Raw genomic sequence first — 21,812 nt, 5'->3', positions numbered from 1 at the left:
CTCTTAGCGGAAATCCCGCGAGCCGCGCGAAAGGGCCTCGCCGAAGGCCAGCGGCTCCAGCTGGTCCGCGGCAACGGTGACCGCCCCGGAGGCATTCTGCACGATGCCGCGCACGATGAGCGCGGGCGCCGTCCGAGCCGTCACCTTATCCCGAGCCCACAGGCCGGGCGTAACCATCACGTTCATCAGCCCGGTCTCATCCTCTAGGCCGAAGAAGACCACACCGGCCGCGGTCTGTGGTCGCTGGCGGTGCGTGACCACCCCGGCGATGCGCACGCGGGTGCCATCCTCCACGCCCGGCAAATCCGCCGCCGATAGGATGCCGCGGGCCTGCAATTCCCCACGAACCTGCTCCATCGGCTGCTGGTTGTGGGTCACGCCGGTGCTCGCCACGTCCGCCGCCATGAGCTCAAAAGCGCTCATCCCTGGCAAGGACGGCGCCTCAATCGCAGACAGCCCCGGCAGCATCCCCGCCCGTTCCGTTGCGGCCACGCCCGCCTGCCACAATGCCTGGCGGCGGTCCACCCCAAAGACATCCAAGGCCCCCGCCACCGCGAGGGCCTCCACGTGATCGACGGTGAGATCGGCGCGGCGGGAGAGATCGGGGACGTCGACAAACGGCGCGGCCGCTTCAATTCGGTCGGCGGCCTTGTTCCCTAATCCCTTGATGAGGCTAAGCCCCAGGCGGATGCGCGCTTGACCGTCCGCGCCCACCACCACGCGCGCCTCGCGGCCCGACTCGTTGACGCTGACCGGCAGCACCTCCACGCCGTGGCGGCGGGCGTCCTGAATAAGCGACTGCGGCGAGTAGAAACCCATCGGCTGCGCGCGCAACAGGCCCACACAAAACTGCGCCGGGTAATAGCGCTTAAACCACGCCGAAAAGTACACCAAGGAGGCAAAAGACTGCGAGTGCGACTCCGGAAAGCCGTACGCGGCGAAGGCCACAATCTTGGCCCACAACTTGTCCGCCACTTCCCCGACAATCCCGTTGGCCTCCTCCAGACCCTCATAAAAACGCTGCTTGAGCGCCGCCATCTTGGCCGGCGAGCGCTTCGAACCCATCGCGCGCCGCAAGTCATCCGCCTCCGCGCCGCTGAACCCGGCGGCATCGACCGCAATCTGCATGAGCTGCTCCTGAAAAAGCGGAATCCCCAGCGTCTTGCCCAGGGACTTCTCCAGCACCGGGTGGTCATAGGTCACCGGCTCCTTGCCATCGCGGCGGCGCAGGTAGGGGTGCACCGACCCGCCCTGAATGGGACCCGGGCGGATGAGCGCGACCTCCACCACGAGGTCGAAGAAGACCCGCGGCTTGAGCCTCGGCAGCGTGCTCAGCTGCGCGCGCGATTCCACCTGGAACACGCCCACCGCATCCGCGCGGCAGAGCATGTCATAGACTTCCGGGTCAGCCAGGTCCAGCTCCCACAGGTTGACCACCCTGCCGGTGCTTTCCTCCACCAAGTCCATCATGTGATGCAGGGCTTCGAGCATGCCCAGGCCCAGCAGGTCGAACTTCACCAGCCCGGCCGCGGCACAATCATCCTTATCCCACTGCAGCACCGAGCGGTTTTCCATGCGCGCCCATTCCACGGGCACGACATCCGCAATTGGCCGGTCGCACAGCACCATGCCGCCGGAGTGAATGCCCAGGTGGCGCGGCTGCCCTATAAACTGCTCGGCCAAGGATTCAACGTCCGAAGGCGCGGGCGCGATCCCCTTCGACCAGGCATCGGCCGAACCCTGCGGGTAGCCCAACGCGCGGGCGGCATCCCGCAGCGCGCCTTTGCGGCGGTACGTAATCACGTTGGCCACCTGCGCGGCGCGCTCGCGGCCGTGCTTGGCATAGACGTACTGAATGACCTCCTCGCGCCGCCCCGATTCAATATCGATGTCAATATCCGGCGGGCCATCGCGGTCCGGGGATAGGAAGCGCTCAAAAAGTAGGCCCGCGGAAATCGGCTCCGCATTCGTAATCCCCAGCGCGAAACACACCGCCGAATTCGCCGCCGATCCGCGCCCCTGGCACAGGATATTCCCCCGTTTACAAAAGTCCACGAGGTCACACACGATGAGGAAGTAGCCGGGAAAGCCCAGCTGCTTGACGACGCCCAGCTCATACCGCATCTGCTCCCACGCCCGCTCCCGAATCTCCTTAGGCCGCGTGGCATAGCGCGCTGCCGCGCGCTCGAAGGTGAGGTGTTCTAGCCAGGACATCTCGGTATGGCCTTCCGGCACGTCGAAATCAGGCAGGTTTGGGGCCAGCGCCTCCCAGGTGAAGCTGCATTCCTCAAGGACGCGGACGGTCTCCGCAATAAGCTCGGGGCGCTCAGGAAGCAGGCGCGCCATCTGTTCCCCAGAACGCAGCCAGGACGAGCCCATGGGGTGGGAGTTGGGGGAGGCGTCGGCAAGCGCGAGGCGTCTAGACAAGGCTTGTTTGGCCCCGGCTAACCGCGCGTGTTCCCGTGTGGCGGCAGCCGGGTGGGCGGAAGCGATGGCGCGCGGAACCGGCAAGGAATCCAGCAGTAGGTGGTGGTCCGCATCCTCTGGGAGCTGGGTACATGCGTACTCCAGAACCATGCTGTCTATTTTTATTCCATCGACCAGATGATCGAAATGCTCCGACCACTCCCAGCCCACCAGGAAGAGGCACTCATCCTGCAGCAGCGCACCAATCTCCGGCAATGAAGGATAGGACACGACCCCCTTCTCCCCCGCCTCCATGTGGGCGCGGGCGATGAGCCGGGATAGACGCCGATAGCCCTCCGGGGTGCGCGCCAGAACGGTCAGCGGGGCCGGGTCGAGACTGAGCTCCGCGCCAAAGACGGCGGACAGCCCCACCTTGGCGGCGGCCTCCGCAAATTTCATGAGGCCATAGAATCCATCCCTATCTACCAGTGCAATCCCCCGCAAGCCCAGCTCGACGGCGCGCGCCACCAGCTCCTCCGGCTCGGAGGCGCCGTGGAGGAAGCTATACGAGCTCACCGCATGCAGCTCCGCGAAAGGCACGGCGGAATGCCCGGCCTCCGGCTCCTCCGCCGCCCCCGGAAGGTGGTTCACCGGTACCGGGATGGGCCCCGGACGGCCCGAGAGAATCCTCTCCACCCGGGACCACGGCAGCGCCTCACCCCCATTGAATCTCATAGCCCCACACACTATATTCGAACACGTATTCCAGTCAAGGTTTTCGTTGAACGAATACTCGGATAGACAAAGCGGTTCAATCGTTGCTAGTTTTTCGTGCAGTGCATACTCCTGCGGTGATACGACTTGCCGCACAAACCAAGAAGGGACACTAGGAACCCACTATGAGCATCCGTCGCGTACTTGCCGCCACCTCGGCAGCCGTCATCGCCGCAACCGGCCTGGTTGCGTGCTCCTCGGACTCCGCCGAGTCCGAGAACTCCGGTGAGGCCATTACCAAGGACTCCACCATCACCATCGGCACCACCGACGCCAACATGGAAGAGTGGGCCGTATTCCAGGACCTGGCCAAGGAGGCCGGCTTCGACGTCAAGCTGGAAAACTTCGCCGACTACAACACCCCGAACCAGGCTCTGGACCAAGGCAAGCTGACGACCAACAAGTTCCAGCACCTGAAGTTCCTGGCTGAATACAACAAGGGCAACGGCACCGACCTCGTCCCGCTGGCAGCTACCGAGATCTACCCGCTGGCCATCTACTGGAAGGACCACAAGGACCTCGGTGACGTCGAGGGCCAGGAAGTCGCCATCCCGAACGACTCCACCAACCAGGGCCGCGCCATCGGCCTGCTGGTCCAGGAAGGCCTGGTCACCCTCAAGGAGGGCAGCCCGCTGACCCCGACCCCGCTGGACATCGATGAGAAGAAGTCCAAGGTCAAGGTCACCCCGGTGGACGCCGCCCAGACCCCGGCCGCCTACGGTGAGGGCAAGCCTGCCGTTATCAACAACTCCTTCCTCGAGCGCGCCGGCATTGACCCGCAGTCTGCCGTTGCTCAGGATGACCCGGACTCCACCGAGGCCGAGCCTTACATCAACGTCTGGGCCGTGCGTGCCGACGACGCCGATAACGAAACCCTCCACGAGCTGGCCAAGCTGTGGAAGGACCAGAAGGTCACCGACGCGGTCCTGAAGTCCTCCGGCGACACCGCCGTGGCCGTGGACCGCTCCCAGGAGGAGCTCCAGGAGATTCTGGACCGCCTCGAGGAGCAGGTTTAAGCAGCCTTCACTGACTAACTAGCAAAGGACGAATCATGCGCATCCGCCGTCTCGTAGCAGCCGCTGTAGCTAGCCTCGCTGCCGCTACCAGCTTGGTCGCCTGCTCGTCTGCAAGCTCCGATTTCGCCGCTGGTACCGCCGAGGATCCCATCATCATCGGCACCACCGACGCCGAGCTTCCGGAGTGGGGCGTGCTCAAAGAACTCGCTGCTCAAGAAGGCATCGAGATCGAGATGAAGAGCTTTACCGACTACGCCACCCCCAACCAGTCATTGGCTGAGGGGAGCACGGACACCAACAAGTTCCAACACTTAAAGTTCCTCGCCGAGTACAACGTGGGCAACGGCACGAACCTTGTCCCGGTTGCGTCCACGCAGGTCTACCCCCATGCCTCTGTTCTGGAAGGGCCACGACAGCATCGACGGCATCGAGGGGCAGGACATCGCCATTCCGAATGACGCCACGAACCAGGGCCGCGCCATCAACCTGCTGGCAGCCAACGGTTTGCTGAAGCTCAAGGAAGAGGACAAGCTCACCCCGGATCCCGCCGATATCGACGAGTCCGCTTCCAAGGTGACCATCACCCCGGTCGATGCCTCCCAGACTCCGTCCGCCTTCGGCGAAGGCAAGCCTGCCATCATCACCAACTCCTTCTTCAAGCGTGCGGGTATCAACCCGGCCGACGCCGTGCTTTACGACGACCCGGAAAACCCCAACGCCGACCCGAAGATCCTGTTCGACCCCTACGTCAACGTATGGGCTGTGCAGGAAAAGGACAAGGACAATGAGAAGGTCAAGAAGCTAGCTGAACTCTACCTCTCTGATGAGGTGAAGGCCGCGGTGCAAGACACCACGGGTGGCACCACCATCTTCGTGGACAAACCACAGTCAGAGCTTCAGAAGATTCTGGAGCGCTTGGAAGAGGAAGCCTCCTCTAGCTAAGCGAATCTCCCTCACCCCCGCGCTCACGCTCGTTTGCGTGACCCGGGGGATTTTGCCCGTTACTCCCTGCTTATTCACTACACGGACACGTACAAAGGAAAACCACGTGACTGAACACACTGGCGCCCACCAGGGCACCCGGATTGAATTCCGCAACATCACCAAAGTCTTTAAGAACAAGAAAACCACCACCACCGCACTCGATAATGTCTCCCTGACCGTCGAGCCCGGCGAGATCATCGGCATCATCGGCTTCTCCGGCGCGGGCAAGTCCACGCTGGTGCGCATGATCAACGGCCTCGATAAGCCGACCTCAGGACAGCTGCTTCTCGACGGCACCGATGTCGTTCCCCTGCCCGAGTCCAAGCTGCGCGGCATCCGCCGCAACATCGGCATGATCTTCCAGCAGTTCAACCTCATGTCCTCCCGCACCGCGGCGGGCAACATTGAGTACCCGCTGAAGCTGCAGGGCGTCGAGAAGCAAGAGCGTAAGCAGCGCGTCCAGGAACTGCTGGAATTCGTCGGCCTGGCGGACAAGGGCGATAACTACCCGGAGCAGCTCTCCGGCGGCCAGAAGCAGCGCGTCGGTATCGCCCGCGCCCTGGCTAATAACCCTTCCCTGCTGCTGGCGGATGAAGCCACCTCAGCGCTCGACCCCACCACCACCCATGAGGTTCTCGACCTTCTGCGCAAGGTCAACCGCGATTTCGGCATCACCATCGTGGTCATTACCCACGAGATGGACGTCGTGCGCTCCATCGCAGACAAGGTCGCCGTCATGGAAGGCGGCCACGTTATTGAGTCGGGCAGCGTCTATGAGGTCTTTTCCAATCCGCAGACCAAGGTGGCGGAGAAGTTCGTGGCCACCTCGCTGCGCAACACACCGGACGTCGTCGAGGCCGATGATCTCTTGGCCCACGAGGGCCGCCTGTTCACCATCAACCTGACAGAGAAGTCCGGATTCTTCGATGCTGCGGGCAAGCTCGCGGACGAGGGCGTATCCATCGCCGTGGTCCACGGTGGCATCACCACCTTGCAAAAGCACTCCTTTGGCAAGATCACCGTCCGTCTCAACGGCCCGGACGCCGCCATCGAAGACTTCTACGCACACATGCAACGCACCACCGAGATTGAGGAGATCCAACGATGAACGTCACCTACCTCGCGCAGGCCAATTGGGACCGACTGGGCAGCACGCTTGTCGACGCCATCAAGGACACCCTCATCATGGTCGCCACGACCCTGGTGCTCGCCGGCATCATCGGCCTCGTGCTGGGCATCCTGCTCTACACCACGCGCCCGGGCGGCATCCTGCAGAACAAGCCCATCCACTTCGTCATCAACATTCTGGTGAACTTCATTCGCCCGATTCCGTTCATCATCCTGCTGGCCTTTGTCCAGCCGCTGACGGTGGCGGTGCTGGGAAGCTCCATCGGCCGTGAACCGGCCACGTTCGTCATGGTGATTGCGGCTACCTTCGCGGTGGCGCGCATCGTGGAGCAGAACCTCGTGGCGCTGGATCCGGGCGTGATTGAGGCGGCCCGCGCGATGGGCGCTTCGCCGTGGAAGATCATCACCACGGTCATCATTCCGGAGGCGCTGGGCCCGCTGGTGCTGGGCTACACCTTCCTGTTCATCGGCATCGTCGATATGTCCGCGATGGCGGGCTACGTCGGCGGCGGTGGCCTGGGTGACTTCGCTATTGTCTACGGCTACCGCGCCTTCGAGTGGGAAGTCACCGTGGTGGCAACCCTCATCATTATCGTGCTGGTGCAGGCAGCGCAGTTCTTCGGCAACTGGCTCTCGGCCAAGATTATGCGCCGCTAACCACGCCAACCCCTATCTATACGCTGCGCTTTTCGACGCGACGCGCGACGTAGATTCGAGAGGTCTTCGGTTTGTCTCCGCAGGAGGAGACAACGCCGGAGGCCTCTTTTTCTTCCAGCTCCACGTCCCATGCGCGGCCGTCGCGGTGTCGCACAGCGGCAGTACCTGCCGCTGCGGTATCTGTCGCGTCGACGGTGAGGTCGCCGTAGTGGAGGGTCTCGGAGGCGTCGAGAAGCTGGCGTGCCACCGCGAGCTCCGCTACCTGGCCCCGGGGCGTGGTGAGGCCGGAACCACGGTTGGCGGGGTAGAAATACTCGCCGTGCAGCGCCTTGCCCACGAGCTCACGGCCGGCCTCCACGTTGAGGCGGCCAAAGGAATAGCCCCACGGCATCAGCAGCACCGACGGCGCGAAGCGGTGGCCTTTGGTGTGGGAGGTTTCCCACACGGTCTCCTCAAATTCACATGCCAGGGAGGCAGCCAGCGGGCGCCCCTTGATGGCGCAGCAGGCATCGCGCTTGGCGTGGGTGCACACGAGCACCAGCGGCAGGCACGTGCCGGTGGGGTGCTCAAGATCCAGGTCAAGAATGTCCTCTGGGCCGTTCAGGGTGTAATCCTGCACCAGCCCCTCGCGCGCCCACACGACGAAACAACGGAAGTGCCCCGTCCTCCGTTCATGCCCGGCGCGCCCGGGGCGGCGAATGAGTTGCAGGCCCGCCACGCCTTTGAGCTTGGCCTTGAGCTTCGCAGTCAAACCGGGGTCAAAGGTACGTCCGTCAAGCACGTCGCGAGACCACGCCGTGGGCCACTCAAAAAGGACGTACACAGATTCTTGTTTTGCGGTACCGGCCAGGGGCTCGACCTGGACGTCGGAGCAGAAGGTCATGGCGCCATCTTAACTGGCATCACTTTCTTCACAACAATGTGGTTACGATGCTTAGTTCAATGCATATAATTCCCTGCGGTGCCGCTACGCTCGGAATTATGCCGAAACACAATCTCTTGCGCACAGCCGCCCCCGTGGCCGCACTCGTTGTCTCGGGTGCGCTCGTGCTTCAGGGATGCGCTCCGTCTTCCTCCCCGGATGGTAGTACCGGCGACCCCACGAAGACTCTCGACGCCACCCTGTCCGGCGCCTCCACCTCCACGGCTACCGTTACTCCCACTGCCCCCTCCCCCGCCGCACCGGCTGGGCTGACCCCGCTGGGCGACGCCAACCTGGAGATGAAAACCCTCCGCCCACCGGCCCCCTCGGAGCTGGTGGTGACCGATGTCCGCGTGGGTAAGCATGAAGGATTTGACCGCGTGGTCTTCGAGTTCGTCGGGGATGGTTCGCCGGGCTGGTTCATCGATTACACCGATTCCCCCGCCCAGCAGGGCTCCGGCAACCCGATTGCTTATGAAGGCTCCGCCGCGCTCGACGTCAGCATCGACGGCACCGCCTACCCCTTCCAGCTCAACATGGAAGATCCGAATATCGGCACCGTAAACGGCGCCGGTGGCCTAGTTACCCAGGTAGTCAGCGGCGGTACCTTCGAAGCCCGCTCGCAGTTCGTTATCGGGCTTGATGAGCGCCACCCATACTCGGTCCAGGTGCTCAGGGGGCCGACGCGCCTGGTCATCGACATCTTGAATTAAGCCGTTCAGGCATAGGTTGCCTCCACCGACCAGCGCCCGCCTGCCCACACGAGGAGCCAGGCGCGCTGGCCTTTGTCGTTTTCCCCGACGACTTGCAGGCGCGCGCAGCGCTGCGCCGCACCCGCCTCCCACCACCCGGTATCCACGGGCCACGGGCCGGCCCACCCAGTCACCCGGTAGCGGTGCTGACCCCAGCCCAAGCCTGCTGGCTCCCCGGAAAGGAGGGCCTCGGCGGTGACGATGATGTCCTTCGAGGAGACGTCGATAAGCCGAATCCGCGCAGCCGGGTGCGCCAGGCTCGCCGGAAGCGGCGCCGGGATACGCCCCGGCCACGTGCCCTCCGGCTGCGGATCGCGCTGCTCGCCGTAGGGAACGTACTCGATACGCTCGGCCACCCCACGCCCGCCCGCCGGGCGGGGCTGCAGCACGCGGTCCACCCCCAGCTGGGATTGCACCCGCGCGATAACGCGCTTGGCCTGCTCCGCGGATTCGCCCGCGCCCCACAGGAGCCCGTCCCCCGGCGGGGCAACCTCCACTGGTTCCAACGCCAGCTTGACGATGCCCCCTCCCTCACCCGGCGCACTCCCCGCCCGCGCAGCACTCAGCCAACCATCGAGCTGCCAGCGCACGCGGTCCGCTGTAGCGGCCTCGCTGAGCGCTTCCTGGGTACGCCAGATCCGCTCCAGGCGCTCGCCACCCTCAAATTCCGCAGCAACGCGCAAGCGCAGGCACACCACGCCGGCTTCCTCGAGTAGCACGTGCAGGCGCGCCGCGAGCTGACGCGCAGCGAAAGCCGCAGCATCCACGCGCTCCAAGGGTTCTTCGAAGCCCTGCTCCACACCCAGATCAGGGCGCGCAAGCTCCGGCGCCACGCGCCTATCCGGTGCCGCCGCGGCCACCGCGTGGCATCGCCGTCCAGCCTCACCGAAACGGGTAGTGACTTGGCGCAGCGGCAAGCTCTCCAACTCCCCTAACGTGCGCACGCCCAACTGCTCTAAGGAATGCACCACGTCCGCCGCGCACCCCAGCGCCACCTCCGCGGCCAATACCCCCACCGGCTGCTGAGCCAGAAAGTCGCGCGAGCCGCCTGCCGGGACTACCGCGCCCAGGTTGCGGTGGCGCGCGGCAATCAACGCGGTGGCAATCTCGTCCGCGACGCCGACGGTGGCGTCGAGGTGGGATCTGGAGGTGGCGTCGACAAGCATCTCCACCGCCTTCGCCTCGCTGCCGTGGAAACGCCCGGCCGCGCCCGCGTCCACGATGACCAGCCCAGGGCGCAGTACCTCCACCGACGAGGCCACCGCGTCCAGCCCCGCGGCAATCTCCGCGAAGACCACGCCGTCTCGGTCCGGGTTGGCCTCCTCCACGCGCAGCTCCGGTAGGAGAGCTTGAGCTTGGCGCACGCGCATCCCGCGGCGCACCCCCGCCCGGCGCGCCGCCGCGTTACACACCGCCACGCGGTGCTGGGCGGCGATAGCACATGCTGTCCTGTCTGCGTCCTGCAGCGCCTGGATAGGCCAATCCGGGAACCACAGCGCCGCGACCCTCACACCGCCTCCAAGTGCGGGCGCGAGCCCGGGCGCTGCCCGCACGTGAGCACTCCACGCCGCGGGCGCATGCTTGCCGACGCCACCCGCACCCCTATATCAACCCCCCGAATCCGCCCGCTGCCCCGGCCCACGCCATGCACAGCGATAACTTCCGCGCCTATCTCCACGGCTGTGCCCGGCAGCCGGGTTCCCACGGTAAGCAGGGCCGCCTGCCCAGCCCGCACTTTTGCCAGCACGGGACGCGCCCGGGTGGGACTCAGTTCGCCTGCACCCTTGTGCACAACTAGATCCAGCCCCTCGCACAGCACGCCGGTCACCGCCCAGGGCTCTACGCCTGGATCGGGCACCGTGATAACCCGGGAGACATCACCCTCCTCGGCCACTTGTGCGAGTAAGAGATCTGGCCAGCCCACCACCCCGACGTGTCCGCCCGCCGCGCTAACATGGGATATCAGCTCCACCACGAGCGCAGCACATTCCGCGCAGGCGGTTGCCTGTTTGCGGGGCAGGCCACCGCCCGGGAGCAGCTCCGATAGCTTTTCGGGGACTCCGAGGAGATCCGCTTCCGGCTGTACCCGCGCAGAAACATCTGGGGTTTCCAGGCGTTGAATCCGGGCGCGCAGAACCGCAATCTGGCCAGCCCGGGAGCCACCCGCCACACGAACACCTGTTTGATTCATGGCTCCTATTATGAACCTCTCCCCGGACACGCGCAATTGCGCTGGTAGCGTTAGGCGCCATGAATCCCCTCCGTGCGCACACCACCCCTATCCCCACCCCGCTGTGGGTGCGACTCGGCGGATCCGCCTTGGCCGGCGCCGCCGTGGCGGCAGGTAGCAGCCGCATCCATTTCGGCCTCGCGCTAGGGCTCAGCCTGTTCTTCCTTCTCGCCGCCTGCGCGCTCGTATTCCTGCACCCCTACCGCGCGGACCTGCGCGATTATGCCCAGCGCCACAACGTCACCATGCTGCCCAACGCCGCGCAGCTTATTCCCCTCATGGTGCTGTGGTTGATGGTTATGCTCTCCCCGCTCCTCGCACTACCTGCCTGGGGCAGCGCGCTGGTGTGGGTGATCGTCGCGGGCACGGCCTTCCTGCTCTTTCCCCACGTCGACGGCTCCCGCAAGCTCGCCTACGCTCCCCCTGCCTAGGCTGCGACTTAAGCCAGGTCGCGCGAGGTGGCCCAGCGCGTGAGCTGGTGGCGGTTGGACTGCTGGGTCTTGCGCAAAATATTGGAGGCGTGCGTCTCCACCGTTTTCACTGAAATGAACAGCTGCTTGCCAATCTCGCGGTACGTATAGCCGCGCGCAAGCAACCGCAAAACCTCCAGCTCGCGGCGCGTCAGCGCATCCACCGCCGGGTCTTGCCCCTCCTCCGGCTCCGGTGCGGGCGATCCGGAGGCAAAAGCGTCAAGGACAAAGCCCGCCAGGCGCGGCGAAAAGTATGCGTCCCCGCTATGCACCTGCACCACCGCCTCGGCCAGGTCCGGGCCGGAAATATTCTTCGTCACGTAGCCGCGCGCGCCCGCCCGAATCAGCGCAATCACGTCCTCCGCCGCATCCGACACGCTCAGCGCCAAAAACACCGGTCTCGACGGCTGGTTAGCCGTTGCGTTAATAACGGCGAGGCCGCCGCCGTCGGGCATGTGGACATCGAGAAGCACCACGTCCGGCGAAGTACGCGCAATGCCCTCCAGTGCCTCCGCGACGGTGCCCGCATCGCCCACGATCTCAATCTCCGGGGCCGCCGCCAACTCGGCGCGCACGCCCGCGCGGAAGACGGAATGATCATCAACCAAAAAGACCTTCACCATGCTCATAACGCTACCGCCAGCTCCACCTCGGTGCCCTCCCCCGGGGTCGAGGAAATCCGCACGCGCCCACCAGATCCCTCTACGCGCGCGCGAATACTGTCACGAATCCCGTGCCTATCAGCGGGAATAGCATCCACGTCGAAACCCACCCCGCGATCACGCACAAAGATACTCAGCTCGCCCGCCAACAACTCCGCGTAGACATCCACCGCGTCCACGCCCGCGTGCTTGCCGGCATTGACCATAGCCTCGCGCGCCGCCTGAATAAGCAACTTCGCAGCCTCCGTCAGCTCCGCATCCTCCCCCACCGTCACAGCGGATACCCGCATGTCGAAGAGGTCTTCCACCTCCCCGCACGCCGCTTCGAGGGCTCCGAAGCAGGTGGTGGGGGCGGCGGAGGGGGCGTCGAAAAGCCAGGCGCGCAGCTCGCGTTCTTGGGCGCGCGCCAAACGCGTCACCTCACGCGAATCCCCCGCCCGCTTCTGAATCAGCGCCAGCGTCTGCAGCACCGAATCGTGCAGGCGGGCGGCAATCTCGGCGCGCTCCTCCGAGACCGCCTTCGCCGCCTGCTCCTGCGACAGCGAACGCCAGAGCTTCAGCACCAGCGGCACCACCAGCGCACCAAAGCCCACCAGCGTCAGCGCCGTGGCCAGGATCGCCGAACCCGATCCGCTTTCCCACGTCACCGCCGCCACCACGACGCCCCCGATGACTAGGACGGCGCCGGCCGCCACAGCAACCAGGCCCACCGGCGTGTTCAGCCCGCGGTCATACGCCAACCACGCCAGCACCGCGCCGATGGCCACCACTGCCAACGGCACCGCCACGCTTAGCGACGCCCCCGAAACCCCCAACACACCCACCGCACTACCCGCCAGCGCCAGGAACACCAGCATGAGGGAGAGGGGGCTGCGGCGGGTGGAGGGGGCGTCGTCAAGCGCGGGCGTGAAAATCCACAGCCCGGCATAGGCCATCGCCCCCACCCCGCCCAGCAGGGTCAACGCGGTCAAGGCGATGCGCGCGGAGAGCGCCGAAACCCCCAGATTCTGTGCCAACCCCGCTGCCACGCCGGCCACCACGCGGCCAGATTGGGGGCGTGACATCACGGGATAAGGCGCCGCGTTCTCGGCGGGGACATAGGGCGAAGTCATACTAGACATAGTCCCACGCACCACCCCTCCAGCACATCGGGGACAACCCTGAGGTCTAAAAATCAGGGCGATTACCGATACCGCCGCGAAGCCCCGCGCGGCACCATAAAAGTATGACGAAGAACAGCACTTTCAACCAGATGTGGACAACCCGCCCCGTCCGCCTTCCCAAGAAGCAGGGTGGCGACGCCCAGCTCGCCGGTGTCTGCGAAGGCATCGCGGTGCGCTACCAGCTCGATCCGACGATTGTGCGCGTGGCCTTCGTGGTCGCAGCACTCGCTTTCGGCGGGGGCATCGCCGCCTACCTCGCCGCGTGGGCGCTCATGCCGCGCTACGGCTCGCCCTACTGCCCGCTCGATGCGGCCTTGGGCAAGGATGGCGTCAAGGAGGAGCAAGAGCTCGGTTGGATCCTAATTGTCGGCGTCCTTCTGACGTTTAGCTCCGGCCCACTGTTCCTCAGCGGGCAATTCCTCGCCGGCCTTCCGCCCGCTACGCTGACCTTCGGCCTGCTGGCGCTGGCCTGGTACGCCCTTCACCAACGCGAGCCGCTACCGCCTAGCGGACTGCTGGCCGCCGAACAGCCGGTGCGCGAGGAACCTGTCAACCTCAATTCTTATACCCCGGCGGACGGCCACCCTTTCCCATCAGGCCGCAGGACCCCGCCGTCCTGGGATCCACTCGGCGTAGTGCCCGATGCCTGGAACCTGCCGGAGCCGGGCCCGCGGGAGGAACCGACAAAGAAGCGCGGCTCGCAGTGGGTTGAGGGCGCGATTGCTCTCGGTGCCGTGGGCGCCGCCCTGACGATTGCCTTCCTTGGAGTCACCTTCGTCTCCGAGGCCGACGAGTCCGGCTTCAGCGCCCGCTTCAACGTCGGTGAGCAAGACATCGCGCCCACCCATGAAGATGAACTCGAGGACTACTACGACCTGGGCATCGGCGAATCGACGGTGGACTTCAGCCAGCTCCACGACCTCACAACCAAGCACGACGTCACCGTCGACGCCGGCATCGGCGCCGTCGAGGTCATCCTCCCGAAGGACATCACCGTCGCGCTGACCTGTGATGACGGCCTGGGAGAGAGCAACTGCACCGAACGCCAAGACCCTGACGCGCTGCTGAACATTCACATCGACGCAGGCATCGGCGAAGTCACGGTCACCGGCTAAACTGGCCCACCATGATTCACTTCGGCAACGACTACCATCGCTCCGCCCACCCCCGCGTCCTCGAAGCCATTGCGGAGGCGGATGGGGCTTATGCCGGCTATGGCGCCGACGAGCTCTGTGCCACGGCCGCTGAGCGCATCCGCACTGCCTGCCAAGCGCCGAACGCTGAGGTGCATTTCATGGTCGGTGGCACGCAGGCCAACGCCACCATCATCGCCCACCGCCTGCGCCCCTGGGAGGGCGTTATCGCGGCGGATAGCGGGCACATCGCCACCCACGAGACGGGCGCCATCGAGCACACCGGGCACAAGGTCATCACGCTGCCGAACCAGCTGGGAAAGATCACCGCCGCGCAGGTTCGCGCGTGCATGGAGGAATACCGCGCCTCCGGGGTGGAGGAACACATGCCAGAACCCGCACTGGTCTACATCACGCAGCCCACCGAGTTCGGCACCGCCTACTCCCGCGCCGAACTCGTGGCCCTGCGCGAGGTCTGCGATGAGTACGAGTTGGGCCTGTTTGTCGACGGCGCCCGCCTCGGCTACGGCCTGTCCGCTGCGGATGTCACCCTGCCGGACCTGGCCGCGCTTGTCGACGTCTTCACCGTCGGCGGCACCAAATGCGGCGCCCTCTTCGGCGAGGCCATCGTCTTCCCCGCGGGCGCGCCGCGCTTTCGCAACGCCATGAAGCAAAACGGCGGCCTGCTGGCTAAGGGCTGGCTGCTCGGCGCGCAATTCGCCGCCCTCTTCAGTACCCCCACTCCTGAATCCGCCGATGCGCTCCCCGGAACCAACGCTTCCTACGCAGACGCTAGCGCAACTACCCCAGACGCTAAGGCACATAGCGCAGCAGCAACCACCCTCTACGAACACATCTGCGCCCGCGCCAATGCCCAAGCCCAGCGCATCGCCGAGGCATTCCGCACCACAGGCATCGACATGCTCTTCGACTCCCCCACCAACCAGCAATTCGCGCTGTTGACACGCGAACAGGAAGAGAAGCTCTCGCAGGACTTCGTGTGCCAGTTCTTCGAAGAACACGAAGGCCTGCGGGTGGTGCGTTTTTGTACGGCGTGGTCGACGGAAGAGGGGGACGTCGATAAGCTCTGCGCTGCGATTTCTGCGCTCAAGTAGCAAGGTTGCCCAACCTGGTTTAGGCTGTGAGCTATGCAACTGGGGGGTTACATTCAAGCACTAGCGCGCGGGCTCGACGTGGTCGAGCAATGCGCCGGTGTCACGCGCGCGCAGCTAATTGAGATGGGTGCGCGGCCGGATTTCGCGGAGAAGCTCCTGGGGCTGCACGCGGTGTATTTCGGGGACACGATGTTCCGCTCCCGGCAGCGCAAAGCGCGCCGCACGGGCCACGACGTGTTCACGCTCCTCGATATCGAGCGCTACTGTTCCAAGCTCAAGGCCCGCAAGGCGTGGGAGTTGCGCCAACTGCTGGCTGCCACCCCGCGGGAGAAAATCCCCATGGTGGCGAAGGCCAAGCTCAAAGAGTGGCGCCCGCCGAAGGACCCTGCCCCAGGCGTGCGGGTGACGCGGCGCGCGGGCCGCAACCACACGCTGAGTATTACGGATTCCTCGCTCAACATCTCGAAGCTGCTGGCCGTGCTGAAGACCACCGACAAGGACTTGCTCACTGCGGCGCATACCGTGTTCCGCGGCGGGGGCGGCTCGGGCCAGAAGCTGCAGTCCAACGTCATCGTGCGCTTGGATGAGCTCGACCGCATCGTGGATGGCGATGGTGAGGAGATTGAGCTGCAGCTGACCAATGGGGCCACGATGACGGGCGCGGAGTTCGTGCGCGAAAAGCTTGCCGACGTCGGCCTCATCACCCTCGTCCACCCCCACCACGGCCCCGTGAACCTCTACATGGCGAGCCGCTTTGCCAACACCAAGCAGCGCCTCGCGCTGTCTGCAGAGCACCCGACGTGCGCCTGGCCCGGGTGCAACGCGCCTGCCGACGACTCCCAGATCCACCACCTCACCCGCTTTCAAGATGGCGGGCCGACGAACATGGCCAATATGGTGCCGCTGTGCGCGTATCACAACGCGGTCAATGACGATGACCCGGAAAAGCCCACCGGCCGCGGGCACCTCGACCGCATTGATGGCCGCGTGCACTACCTGCCGCCGTGGGCCGGCCCGCCGATTCCCATCGAAAGCCCCGCCCACCCGCCGCGTTCCGCGCCGGGGCGAGCACCAGGCACTGCTCGCGCATCCTCATATCCGCCAACATCCGGCCCGCCTGATCCGCGTTCCGGTCCGGCTGACGGCTCCAGCCCTGGGGCGCCGCCGCATAACTCCGGCGAACCTCCGGACCCGCCACCGAGTTCATGAGTTCAACCAGCCCGTGAATCGTCGCCCGAGTCCCCAGGTCGAAGTCCAACCGGTCTCCGGATCAACCGGATCGATGGGTCGTAGGACGCCGGCTCACCGGCCTGCGACGCCTTAGCAACAAACAGCCGCTTTCACCAGCCGCCCGCTGAGAATTTTCGCTCGGCGTGCGGCTACTCGCGCGCGCGTTAAAGAGGTATGCGAGAGCTCTCGCCCGATTCGCGGAGCTGTACAGCAACGAGGCAACACAAACGCTCTACTCCGTGCCTCGGTCGGAGCTCGTGGCGACAAAGACGGTGCCAACTACAAACCACGCGGGCTTGGTACCAGGGGCCGAAAACGGGAGCGCGGCCGCGCCCTGTTGATTCAAGGCACGGCCGCGCTACGCAGCGTCTGGGAGTTTGCTTCGCTTTACTCCCACTCGATGGTTCCCGGCGGCTTCGACGTCACGTCGAGCACTACTCGGTTAACTTCCTTGACCTCGTTGGTGATGCGGGTAGAAATCTTCTCCAGCACGTCATAGGGCAGGCGCGTCCAGTCCGCGGTCATAGCGTCCTCGGAGGACACCGGGCGCAGGACAATCGGGTGGCCGTAGGTACGGCCGTCGCCCTGGACGCCGACGGAGTGGACGTCGGCAAGCAGCACCACCGGGCACTGCCAGATCTCGCCGTCCAGGCCAGCGTTGGTCAGCTCGGTACGCGCGATGAGGTCTGCCTGGCGCAGCGTCTCGAGGCGCTCCTCGGTGACCTCACCAATGATGCGGATGCCCAGGCCCGGGCCCGGGAACGGCTGGCGTGCCACGATTTCTTCCGGCAGGCCCAGTTCACGGCCAACCGCACGGACCTCGTCCTTAAAGAGCAGGCGCAGCGGCTCGACGAGCTCGAACTCGACGTCGTCAGGCAGGCCGCCCACGTTGTGGTGAGACTTAATGTTCGCGGTACCGTCACCGCCACCGGACTCCACGACGTCCGGGTACAGCGTGCCCTGCACCAGGAACGCAGCATCCTGGCCGTCCAGAGCCTGGTCGACGGCACGCTCGAAGGAGCGGATGAACTCCGCACCGATGGCCTTACGCTTGGCCTCCGGCTCGGTCACACCGGCCAGCTTGGAAAGGAAAGCCTCGCGCTCATCAGCGGTGATGAGCTTGGCGCCAGTCGACGCCACGAAGTCCTTCTCCACCTGTTCACGCTCACCCGCGCGCAGCAGGCCGTGGTCGACGAAGACACAGGTCAAACGGTCACCGATAGCGCGCTGCACGAGGGCTGCGGCCACGGCGGAATCCACGCCGCCGGACAGGGCACAAATCGCGCGGCCTTCCTCACCGATCTGCTCACGCACATCCTCGATGAGGCGCTCCGCAATGTTCTCAGCAGTCCAGTTCTGCTCCAGACCTGCTACCTCAGTAAGGAAGCGCGTGAGCACCTCCTGGCCGTGCGGCGAGTGCAGGACCTCCGGGTGGTACTGCACGCCTGCCATCTTCTTGGACAAGCACTCCATAGCGGCCACAGGCGCACCATCGGAAGAGGCAGTCACCTCGAAGCCCTCCGGAGCTTCAGAGACCGAATCTCCGTGGGACATCCACACCTTGTGCGTGTCCTCGAGGCCCTTGTGGAGCACACCGCCGGACACGGTCATGTCCGTGCGGCCGTACTCGCGGGCACCCGTGGAGGCCACGGTGCCGCCCAGGGCTTGAGTCATGGACTGGAAGCCGTAGCAGATACCAAAGACCGGGATGCCGAGCTCGAGCAGCTCCGGCTTCAATGCGGGGGCTCCGTCCGCGTACACGGAGGACGGGCCACCGGAGAGGATCAGCGCGGCCGGGTTCTTGGCCTTGATGTCCTCCACGGAGGCGGAATTGGGGACAACCTCGGAGTAGATGTTGGCCTCACGCACGCGCCGGGCGATGAGCTGCGCGTACTGGGCGCCAAAATCCACCACGAGGACAGGACGCGGGGTTGTATTTGGGTTAGTCACGGTCATCAGTTTAACGCAAGAACCCACACCCTAGACCGCAGGGAGTGGCCCAAAACCTTTAGCGGTGGCAGCCGCCTTGCTCAACGCGGCCCGAAACGCCCGCAAGGCTGGGTGTCCCTCGCGCCCGGCGCGCACCGCAGTGTAGAGCGTGCGGGTGGGATTACCAGGCAAGGAAACCACGCGCACGCCCTCGATCTCGTCGAGGAAAAGGTCCGAGATCACCGCCACCGCGTGTCCGGTGCGCACCAGGTGCGCATGTAGAAAGGGGTCCGGGGTTTCATAGAGCACGCTGGGGTTAAAGCCATGCCTGCGGCACAGCCGGTGGACGAACCGCCCCAATAAAAACTCCTCCGGGTCCATGGCAAAGGGGATTTCCTCGTCATGCGCTGCAAAATCCTCTAAGCGCAACTCGCTCCAGGGTCCGGTGAGTGGGGTGATGAGGCGGAGGGGGTCGTCGAGAAGCAGCTCCCGGTGGGTGTGCTCATCCGTGGCGGGCATGTCCGACTCGTACTCCTCACCCAAGATGAGGTCCACCTCCCGGCGCGCCAGCAGCTCCATCGCGCCATCGGCTTCGCGCTGGATGATCTGCACGCGCAGGTCTGGGTACTCCCTGGCCAGCTCCGTGAGCGCCCGCGGGACCAGCGAGGACATAATCGTTTGAAAGGTCGTGACCTTAATCGTGCCCCGCACCGCGTTGGTTGAAGCGATGACCTGCGACTCCGCCTCATCCGCCAACGCGAGCATTCGCTCCGCGTAGGAGGCCAGGATTTCTCCCTGCTCCGTCAAACGCACGCGCCGGCCGGCCTTTTCATAGAGCGCCACGCCGACGTCCTTCTCACACTGCGCCAATTGTTGAGAGATGGCCGAGTGCGTATAGCGCAGCGATTCCGCCAGCAGTGACGGTGCCGAGGCGTTGCAGCTCGTAGAGAATGCGGAGGCGGTGCAGGTCCAACATGACAGAATCCCTAACGGGTACGTGTTAAAAACTGTAGATAGACTAACAGTTCTTCCCACCCCACAATGGTCTGCATGACCAATCCGTTTGCCGTTCTGTGCGTCATCGGCTCGTGCGTTTCCCTCCAGCTCGGAGCCAGCCTCGCCATCCAGATTTTCCCCACCGGCGGGCCCTGGGGCACCGCCTCGCTGCGTTTGCTCTTCGCCGCTGTGATTCTGTTCCTCATCGCGCGCCCGCGCGTGCGCGAGTGGAGCCGCGAGAAGTGGATCTCCGCCACCATTTTCGGCCTCACGCTGGGCCTGATGAATGGCTTTTTCTATGCCGGCATCGAGCTCGTTGCGCTGGGCCCGGCGGTCACCATCGAGTTTCTCGGCCCGCTGCTGCTGGCGGCGTGCCTCTCCCGCTCGCTTCGCGACGCCACCTGCGTCGCCCTCGCCCTCATCGGCATGGGCCTGCTGGGGTTGGACTCCTTCAACGGAGACCCCCTCGACCTGCGAGGGGTCTTCTTCTTGCTGTGCGCGGGTGCGATGTGGGCCGCCTATATCTTGGCCAGCAAGAAGGCGGGCGCTCTCTTTAGCGGGCAGGATGGTTTGGCCGTGGCCTTCCTCATCGGTGGCCTGGTGCTCCTGCCTGTCGGAGGGCGCGGCGCGGTGGCTTTGGCCAGCGACCCAACCCTCCTAATGCTCGCCCTAGGCACGGGCGTGCTGGCCTCGCTCATCCCCTATTCGTTGGAGTTCATTGCGCTGCGCAGGCTCGCCCCCAACCTCTTTTCCATCCTCATCGCCCTGGAACCTGTCTTCGCCGCACTCTTTGGCTGGCTCCTGCTCTCCCAGAATGCCTCCCAGCTTAAGCTGGCGGCTATCGGCCTGGTTGTGGTGGCCTCGGTGTTGCAAACCATGGTGCCGGCGCGCGGGCGCGTGGTATTCCGCAAGGTAGCGCTGCGCCCACGCCGCCTAAAGAAGCCCCGGCTGCCGTGGCCGCCCGAAACCGCGCGCCAGCGACTCTAACGCTACGGCCACTGAGGCCAGCGCCATGGCCACTGGAGCGGTGACATAAACTCCGCCCCGAGCTTTGTTGAGCGGAGCAGCGTTACAACGGGCGGGCTAGCGAACGGCCAAGCCCACCTTCTGGAAGGACTTCAGGTCCGTGTAGCCGCACTTGGCCATAGCGCGCTTGAGCCCACCGACCAGGTTGAGCTCACCCAGCGGCTCGTTGGACGGGCCGTGGAGCACGACTTCAAGGGAGGTCGCTGAAGCGTCCTCGGCGGTGCCAGAAGCGTCAACGCCGGAAGTGCCGGTGCCCAAGAGGGCATCGGCCACGCCAACCGGCTCGATGATGCCGCGCGGGAAACGCGGGTGGCCGGCCGTGGACGGCCAGTACCAGCCCTTGCCGCCTGCCTCCGCCGCGCGGGCCAGGACCGGACCCAGAACGACACCATCGGCACCACAAGCAATGGCCTTGGCGATGTCTGCAGAGGTGAAGATGTCGCCGTCGGCAAGCACGTGCACGTAGCGGCCCCCAGTCTCATCCAGGTAATCGCGGCGTGCGGCCGCAACATCCGCGATGGTCGTCGCCATGGGGATATCAATGCCGACGGTCTCCGGGTTGGTGTTCACACCGGAGCCGACGATGATGCCAGCCGCGCCCGCGCGCATGAGGTGCAGGGCCGTGGTGTAATCCGCCACGCCGCCGGCAATCACCGGGGTATCCAGCGAACCGATGAACTCCTTCAAGTTGAGCGGCTCGCCACCGGTCTGCACGTGCTCGGCGGAAATCAGGGTGCCGTGGATGAACAGCAGCTCCGCGCCGGCTTTGATGACGACCGGCGCCAGCTCGCGGGCGTGCTGCGGGGAGACACGCACGGCCACGGTCACGCCGGAATCGCGGACCTGCGCGATGCGCTCGGCCAGCAACTCCTCGTTCAGGGGTGCTGCGTGCAGCTCCTGCAGCGTCGACAGGTCACCGAAGTTCTCCGTCACGCGGGCAATCGCGCCCTCCAAATCCTCGTGGCGGCCCCACAGGCCTTCCGCGTTGATAACGCCGAGGCCGCCCTGCTTGCCCATCTCGATAACGAACTCGGGAGTGGCCAGCGCATCAGTCGGCGCCGAGACGAACGGGACGTCGAAGGTGTACGCATCGATGTGCCACGAGGTGTCGACGTCCTTGGAGGAACGGGTGCGGCGAGTCGGCACCAGGGAGATCTGGTTCAGGTCATAGGTGCGGCGAGCCTCACGGCCCACGCCGATTTCTACGTAATCACGCATG

General features: G+C 65.2%; 18 protein-coding genes and 1 pseudogene. 10 read left to right on the top strand and 9 right to left on the bottom strand.

Annotated elements, in window-relative coordinates:
• Nucleotides 1-3 precede the first annotated feature (3 nt).
• Complete coding sequence (locus R3O64_RS02400; protein WP_339017209.1) at nt 4-3,141, bottom strand: error-prone DNA polymerase; 3,138 nt, start codon at nt 3,139-3,141, stop codon at nt 4-6.
• A 164-nt stretch (nt 3,142-3,305) separates the two neighbouring features.
• On the opposite strand from R3O64_RS02400, the gene R3O64_RS02395 reads away from it, so the two are divergent.
• The 4 genes and pseudogenes from R3O64_RS02395 to R3O64_RS02380 all read left to right on the top strand — a co-directional run bounded on the left by R3O64_RS02395 (nt 3,306) and on the right by R3O64_RS02380 (nt 6,965).
• The gene (locus R3O64_RS02395) at nt 3,306-4,196 is read left to right on the top strand and encodes a MetQ/NlpA family ABC transporter substrate-binding protein (RefSeq protein ID WP_070530712.1); all 891 of its coding nucleotides are present in this window, start codon (nt 3,306-3,308) and stop codon (nt 4,194-4,196) included.
• A gap of 35 nt (nt 4,197-4,231) precedes the next feature.
• Nucleotides 4,232-5,138: pseudogene (locus tag R3O64_RS02390) on the top strand (MetQ/NlpA family ABC transporter substrate-binding protein).
• A 106-nt stretch (nt 5,139-5,244) separates the two neighbouring features.
• Nucleotides 5,245-6,288, top strand: a complete 1,044-nt coding sequence (locus R3O64_RS02385; RefSeq protein ID WP_339017208.1) for a methionine ABC transporter ATP-binding protein — start codon at nt 5,245-5,247, stop codon at nt 6,286-6,288.
• Entirely contained in the window at nt 6,285-6,965 is a 681-nt protein-coding gene (locus R3O64_RS02380) for a methionine ABC transporter permease (RefSeq protein WP_070521487.1), read from the top strand. Before R3O64_RS02385 ends, R3O64_RS02380 begins: the two co-directional genes overlap by 4 nt.
• A gap of 16 nt (nt 6,966-6,981) precedes the next feature.
• Here the strand turns inward: R3O64_RS02380 and R3O64_RS02375 are convergent, their stop codons facing one another.
• Nucleotides 6,982-7,848 carry a sucrase ferredoxin gene (locus tag R3O64_RS02375; RefSeq protein WP_070530721.1) on the bottom strand — a complete coding sequence of 289 codons (867 nt, stop codon included), beginning with the start codon at nt 7,846-7,848 and terminating at the stop codon, nt 6,982-6,984.
• 98 nt (nt 7,849-7,946) lie between these two features.
• Here R3O64_RS02375 and R3O64_RS02370 point away from each other — a divergent pair, with 98 nt between their 5' ends.
• Nucleotides 7,947-8,600 (top strand): AMIN-like domain-containing (lipo)protein, encoded by a 654-nt coding sequence (locus tag R3O64_RS02370; RefSeq protein WP_339017207.1) that lies wholly within the window; start codon nt 7,947-7,949, stop codon nt 8,598-8,600.
• Between the two features lie 5 nt (nt 8,601-8,605).
• Here R3O64_RS02370 and R3O64_RS02365 read toward each other — a convergent pair whose 3' ends face one another.
• Nucleotides 8,606-10,150: a DNA polymerase Y family protein gene (locus R3O64_RS02365; RefSeq protein ID WP_339017206.1), complete on the bottom strand. Its 1,545-nt coding sequence runs from the start codon at nt 10,148-10,150 to the stop codon at nt 8,606-8,608.
• Nucleotides 10,147-10,830: a hypothetical protein gene (locus R3O64_RS02360; protein ID WP_284847471.1), complete on the bottom strand. Its 684-nt coding sequence runs from the start codon at nt 10,828-10,830 to the stop codon at nt 10,147-10,149. Before R3O64_RS02360 ends, R3O64_RS02365 begins: the two co-directional genes overlap by 4 nt.
• A 59-nt stretch (nt 10,831-10,889) precedes the next feature.
• On the opposite strand from R3O64_RS02360, the gene R3O64_RS02355 reads away from it, so the two are divergent.
• On the top strand, nt 10,890-11,300 hold the full coding sequence (locus R3O64_RS02355; RefSeq protein ID WP_339017205.1) for a hypothetical protein: 411 nt from the start codon (nt 10,890-10,892) through the stop codon (nt 11,298-11,300).
• Nucleotides 11,301-11,308: 8 nt separating this feature from the next.
• On the opposite strand, the gene R3O64_RS02350 is transcribed toward R3O64_RS02355, so the two are convergent.
• Together R3O64_RS02350 and R3O64_RS02345 are read right to left on the bottom strand one after the other, a co-directional pair.
• On the bottom strand, nt 11,309-11,962 hold the full coding sequence (locus tag R3O64_RS02350) for a response regulator (RefSeq protein ID WP_070564970.1): 654 nt from the start codon (nt 11,960-11,962) through the stop codon (nt 11,309-11,311).
• A 2-nt stretch (nt 11,963-11,964) separates the two neighbouring features.
• Nucleotides 11,965-13,113 carry a PspC domain-containing protein gene (locus R3O64_RS02345; protein ID WP_196060526.1) on the bottom strand — a complete coding sequence of 383 codons (1,149 nt, stop codon included), beginning with the start codon at nt 13,111-13,113 and terminating at the stop codon, nt 11,965-11,967.
• A 113-nt stretch (nt 13,114-13,226) separates the two neighbouring features.
• On the opposite strand from R3O64_RS02345, the gene R3O64_RS02340 reads away from it, so the two are divergent.
• The 3 genes from R3O64_RS02340 to R3O64_RS02330 are packed head-to-tail and all read left to right on the top strand — an operon-like array spanning nt 13,227 to nt 16,621.
• On the top strand, nt 13,227-14,279 hold the full coding sequence (locus R3O64_RS02340; protein ID WP_339017204.1) for a PspC domain-containing protein: 1,053 nt from the start codon (nt 13,227-13,229) through the stop codon (nt 14,277-14,279).
• An 11-nt stretch (nt 14,280-14,290) separates the two neighbouring features.
• A complete protein-coding gene (locus tag R3O64_RS02335; RefSeq protein ID WP_339017203.1) occupies nt 14,291-15,412 on the top strand; it encodes a threonine aldolase family protein in 1,122 nt (373 codons plus the stop codon).
• 33 nt (nt 15,413-15,445) lie between these two features.
• The gene (locus R3O64_RS02330; protein WP_154762115.1) at nt 15,446-16,621 is read left to right on the top strand and encodes an HNH endonuclease signature motif containing protein; all 1,176 of its coding nucleotides are present in this window, start codon (nt 15,446-15,448) and stop codon (nt 16,619-16,621) included.
• Between the two features lie 408 nt (nt 16,622-17,029).
• Here the strand turns inward: R3O64_RS02330 and guaA are convergent, their stop codons facing one another.
• Both guaA and R3O64_RS02320 read right to left on the bottom strand, forming a co-directional pair.
• Nucleotides 17,030-18,598 (bottom strand): glutamine-hydrolyzing GMP synthase, encoded by a 1,569-nt coding sequence (gene guaA / locus R3O64_RS02325; RefSeq protein WP_339017202.1) that lies wholly within the window; start codon nt 18,596-18,598, stop codon nt 17,030-17,032.
• 24 nt (nt 18,599-18,622) lie between these two features.
• Nucleotides 18,623-19,414 carry a LysR substrate-binding domain-containing protein gene (locus R3O64_RS02320; RefSeq protein WP_269948408.1) on the bottom strand — a complete coding sequence of 264 codons (792 nt, stop codon included), beginning with the start codon at nt 19,412-19,414 and terminating at the stop codon, nt 18,623-18,625.
• Nucleotides 19,415-19,621: 207 nt separating this feature from the next.
• Here R3O64_RS02320 and R3O64_RS02315 point away from each other — a divergent pair, with 207 nt between their 5' ends.
• On the top strand, nt 19,622-20,554 hold the full coding sequence (locus tag R3O64_RS02315; protein ID WP_230307878.1) for an EamA family transporter: 933 nt from the start codon (nt 19,622-19,624) through the stop codon (nt 20,552-20,554).
• 96 nt (nt 20,555-20,650) lie between these two features.
• Here the strand turns inward: R3O64_RS02315 and R3O64_RS02310 are convergent, their stop codons facing one another.
• Nucleotides 20,651-21,811 carry a GuaB3 family IMP dehydrogenase-related protein gene (locus tag R3O64_RS02310; RefSeq protein ID WP_154762113.1) on the bottom strand — a complete coding sequence of 387 codons (1,161 nt, stop codon included), beginning with the start codon at nt 21,809-21,811 and terminating at the stop codon, nt 20,651-20,653.
• Between the last annotated feature and the right edge of the window lies 1 nt (nt 21,812).

The sequence above is a fragment of the Corynebacterium hesseae genome, from assembly GCF_037850265.1.
In the GTDB taxonomy this organism is placed as follows: Bacteria; Actinomycetota; Actinomycetes; order Mycobacteriales; family Mycobacteriaceae; genus Corynebacterium; species Corynebacterium hesseae.
This window is presented reverse-complemented; position numbering and strand designations above follow the sequence as displayed.

Coding starts and splice junctions, on each gene's coding strand:
- R3O64_RS02315 (WP_230307878.1), top strand. CDS start 19,622: ATGACCAATCCGTTTGCCGTTCTGTGCGTCATCGGCTCGTGCGTTTCC.
- guaA (WP_339017202.1), bottom strand. CDS start 18,598: ATGACCGTGACTAACCCAAATACAACCCCGCGTCCTGTCCTCGTGGTG.
- R3O64_RS02340 (WP_339017204.1), top strand. CDS start 13,227: ATGACGAAGAACAGCACTTTCAACCAGATGTGGACAACCCGCCCCGTC.
- R3O64_RS02350 (WP_070564970.1), bottom strand. CDS start 11,962: ATGGTGAAGGTCTTTTTGGTTGATGATCATTCCGTCTTCCGCGCGGGC.
- R3O64_RS02360 (WP_284847471.1), bottom strand. CDS start 10,830: ATGAATCAAACAGGTGTTCGTGTGGCGGGTGGCTCCCGGGCTGGCCAG.
- R3O64_RS02335 (WP_339017203.1), top strand. CDS start 14,291: ATGATTCACTTCGGCAACGACTACCATCGCTCCGCCCACCCCCGCGTC.
- R3O64_RS02370 (WP_339017207.1), top strand. CDS start 7,947: ATGCCGAAACACAATCTCTTGCGCACAGCCGCCCCCGTGGCCGCACTC.
- R3O64_RS02310 (WP_154762113.1), bottom strand. CDS start 21,811: ATGCGTGATTACGTAGAAATCGGCGTGGGCCGTGAGGCTCGCCGCACC.
- R3O64_RS02375 (WP_070530721.1), bottom strand. CDS start 7,848: ATGACCTTCTGCTCCGACGTCCAGGTCGAGCCCCTGGCCGGTACCGCA.
- R3O64_RS02395 (WP_070530712.1), top strand. CDS start 3,306: ATGAGCATCCGTCGCGTACTTGCCGCCACCTCGGCAGCCGTCATCGCC.
- R3O64_RS02355 (WP_339017205.1), top strand. CDS start 10,890: ATGAATCCCCTCCGTGCGCACACCACCCCTATCCCCACCCCGCTGTGG.
- R3O64_RS02345 (WP_196060526.1), bottom strand. CDS start 13,113: ATGACTTCGCCCTATGTCCCCGCCGAGAACGCGGCGCCTTATCCCGTG.
- R3O64_RS02400 (WP_339017209.1), bottom strand. CDS start 3,141: ATGAGATTCAATGGGGGTGAGGCGCTGCCGTGGTCCCGGGTGGAGAGG.
- R3O64_RS02380 (WP_070521487.1), top strand. CDS start 6,285: ATGAACGTCACCTACCTCGCGCAGGCCAATTGGGACCGACTGGGCAGC.
- R3O64_RS02330 (WP_154762115.1), top strand. CDS start 15,446: ATGCAACTGGGGGGTTACATTCAAGCACTAGCGCGCGGGCTCGACGTG.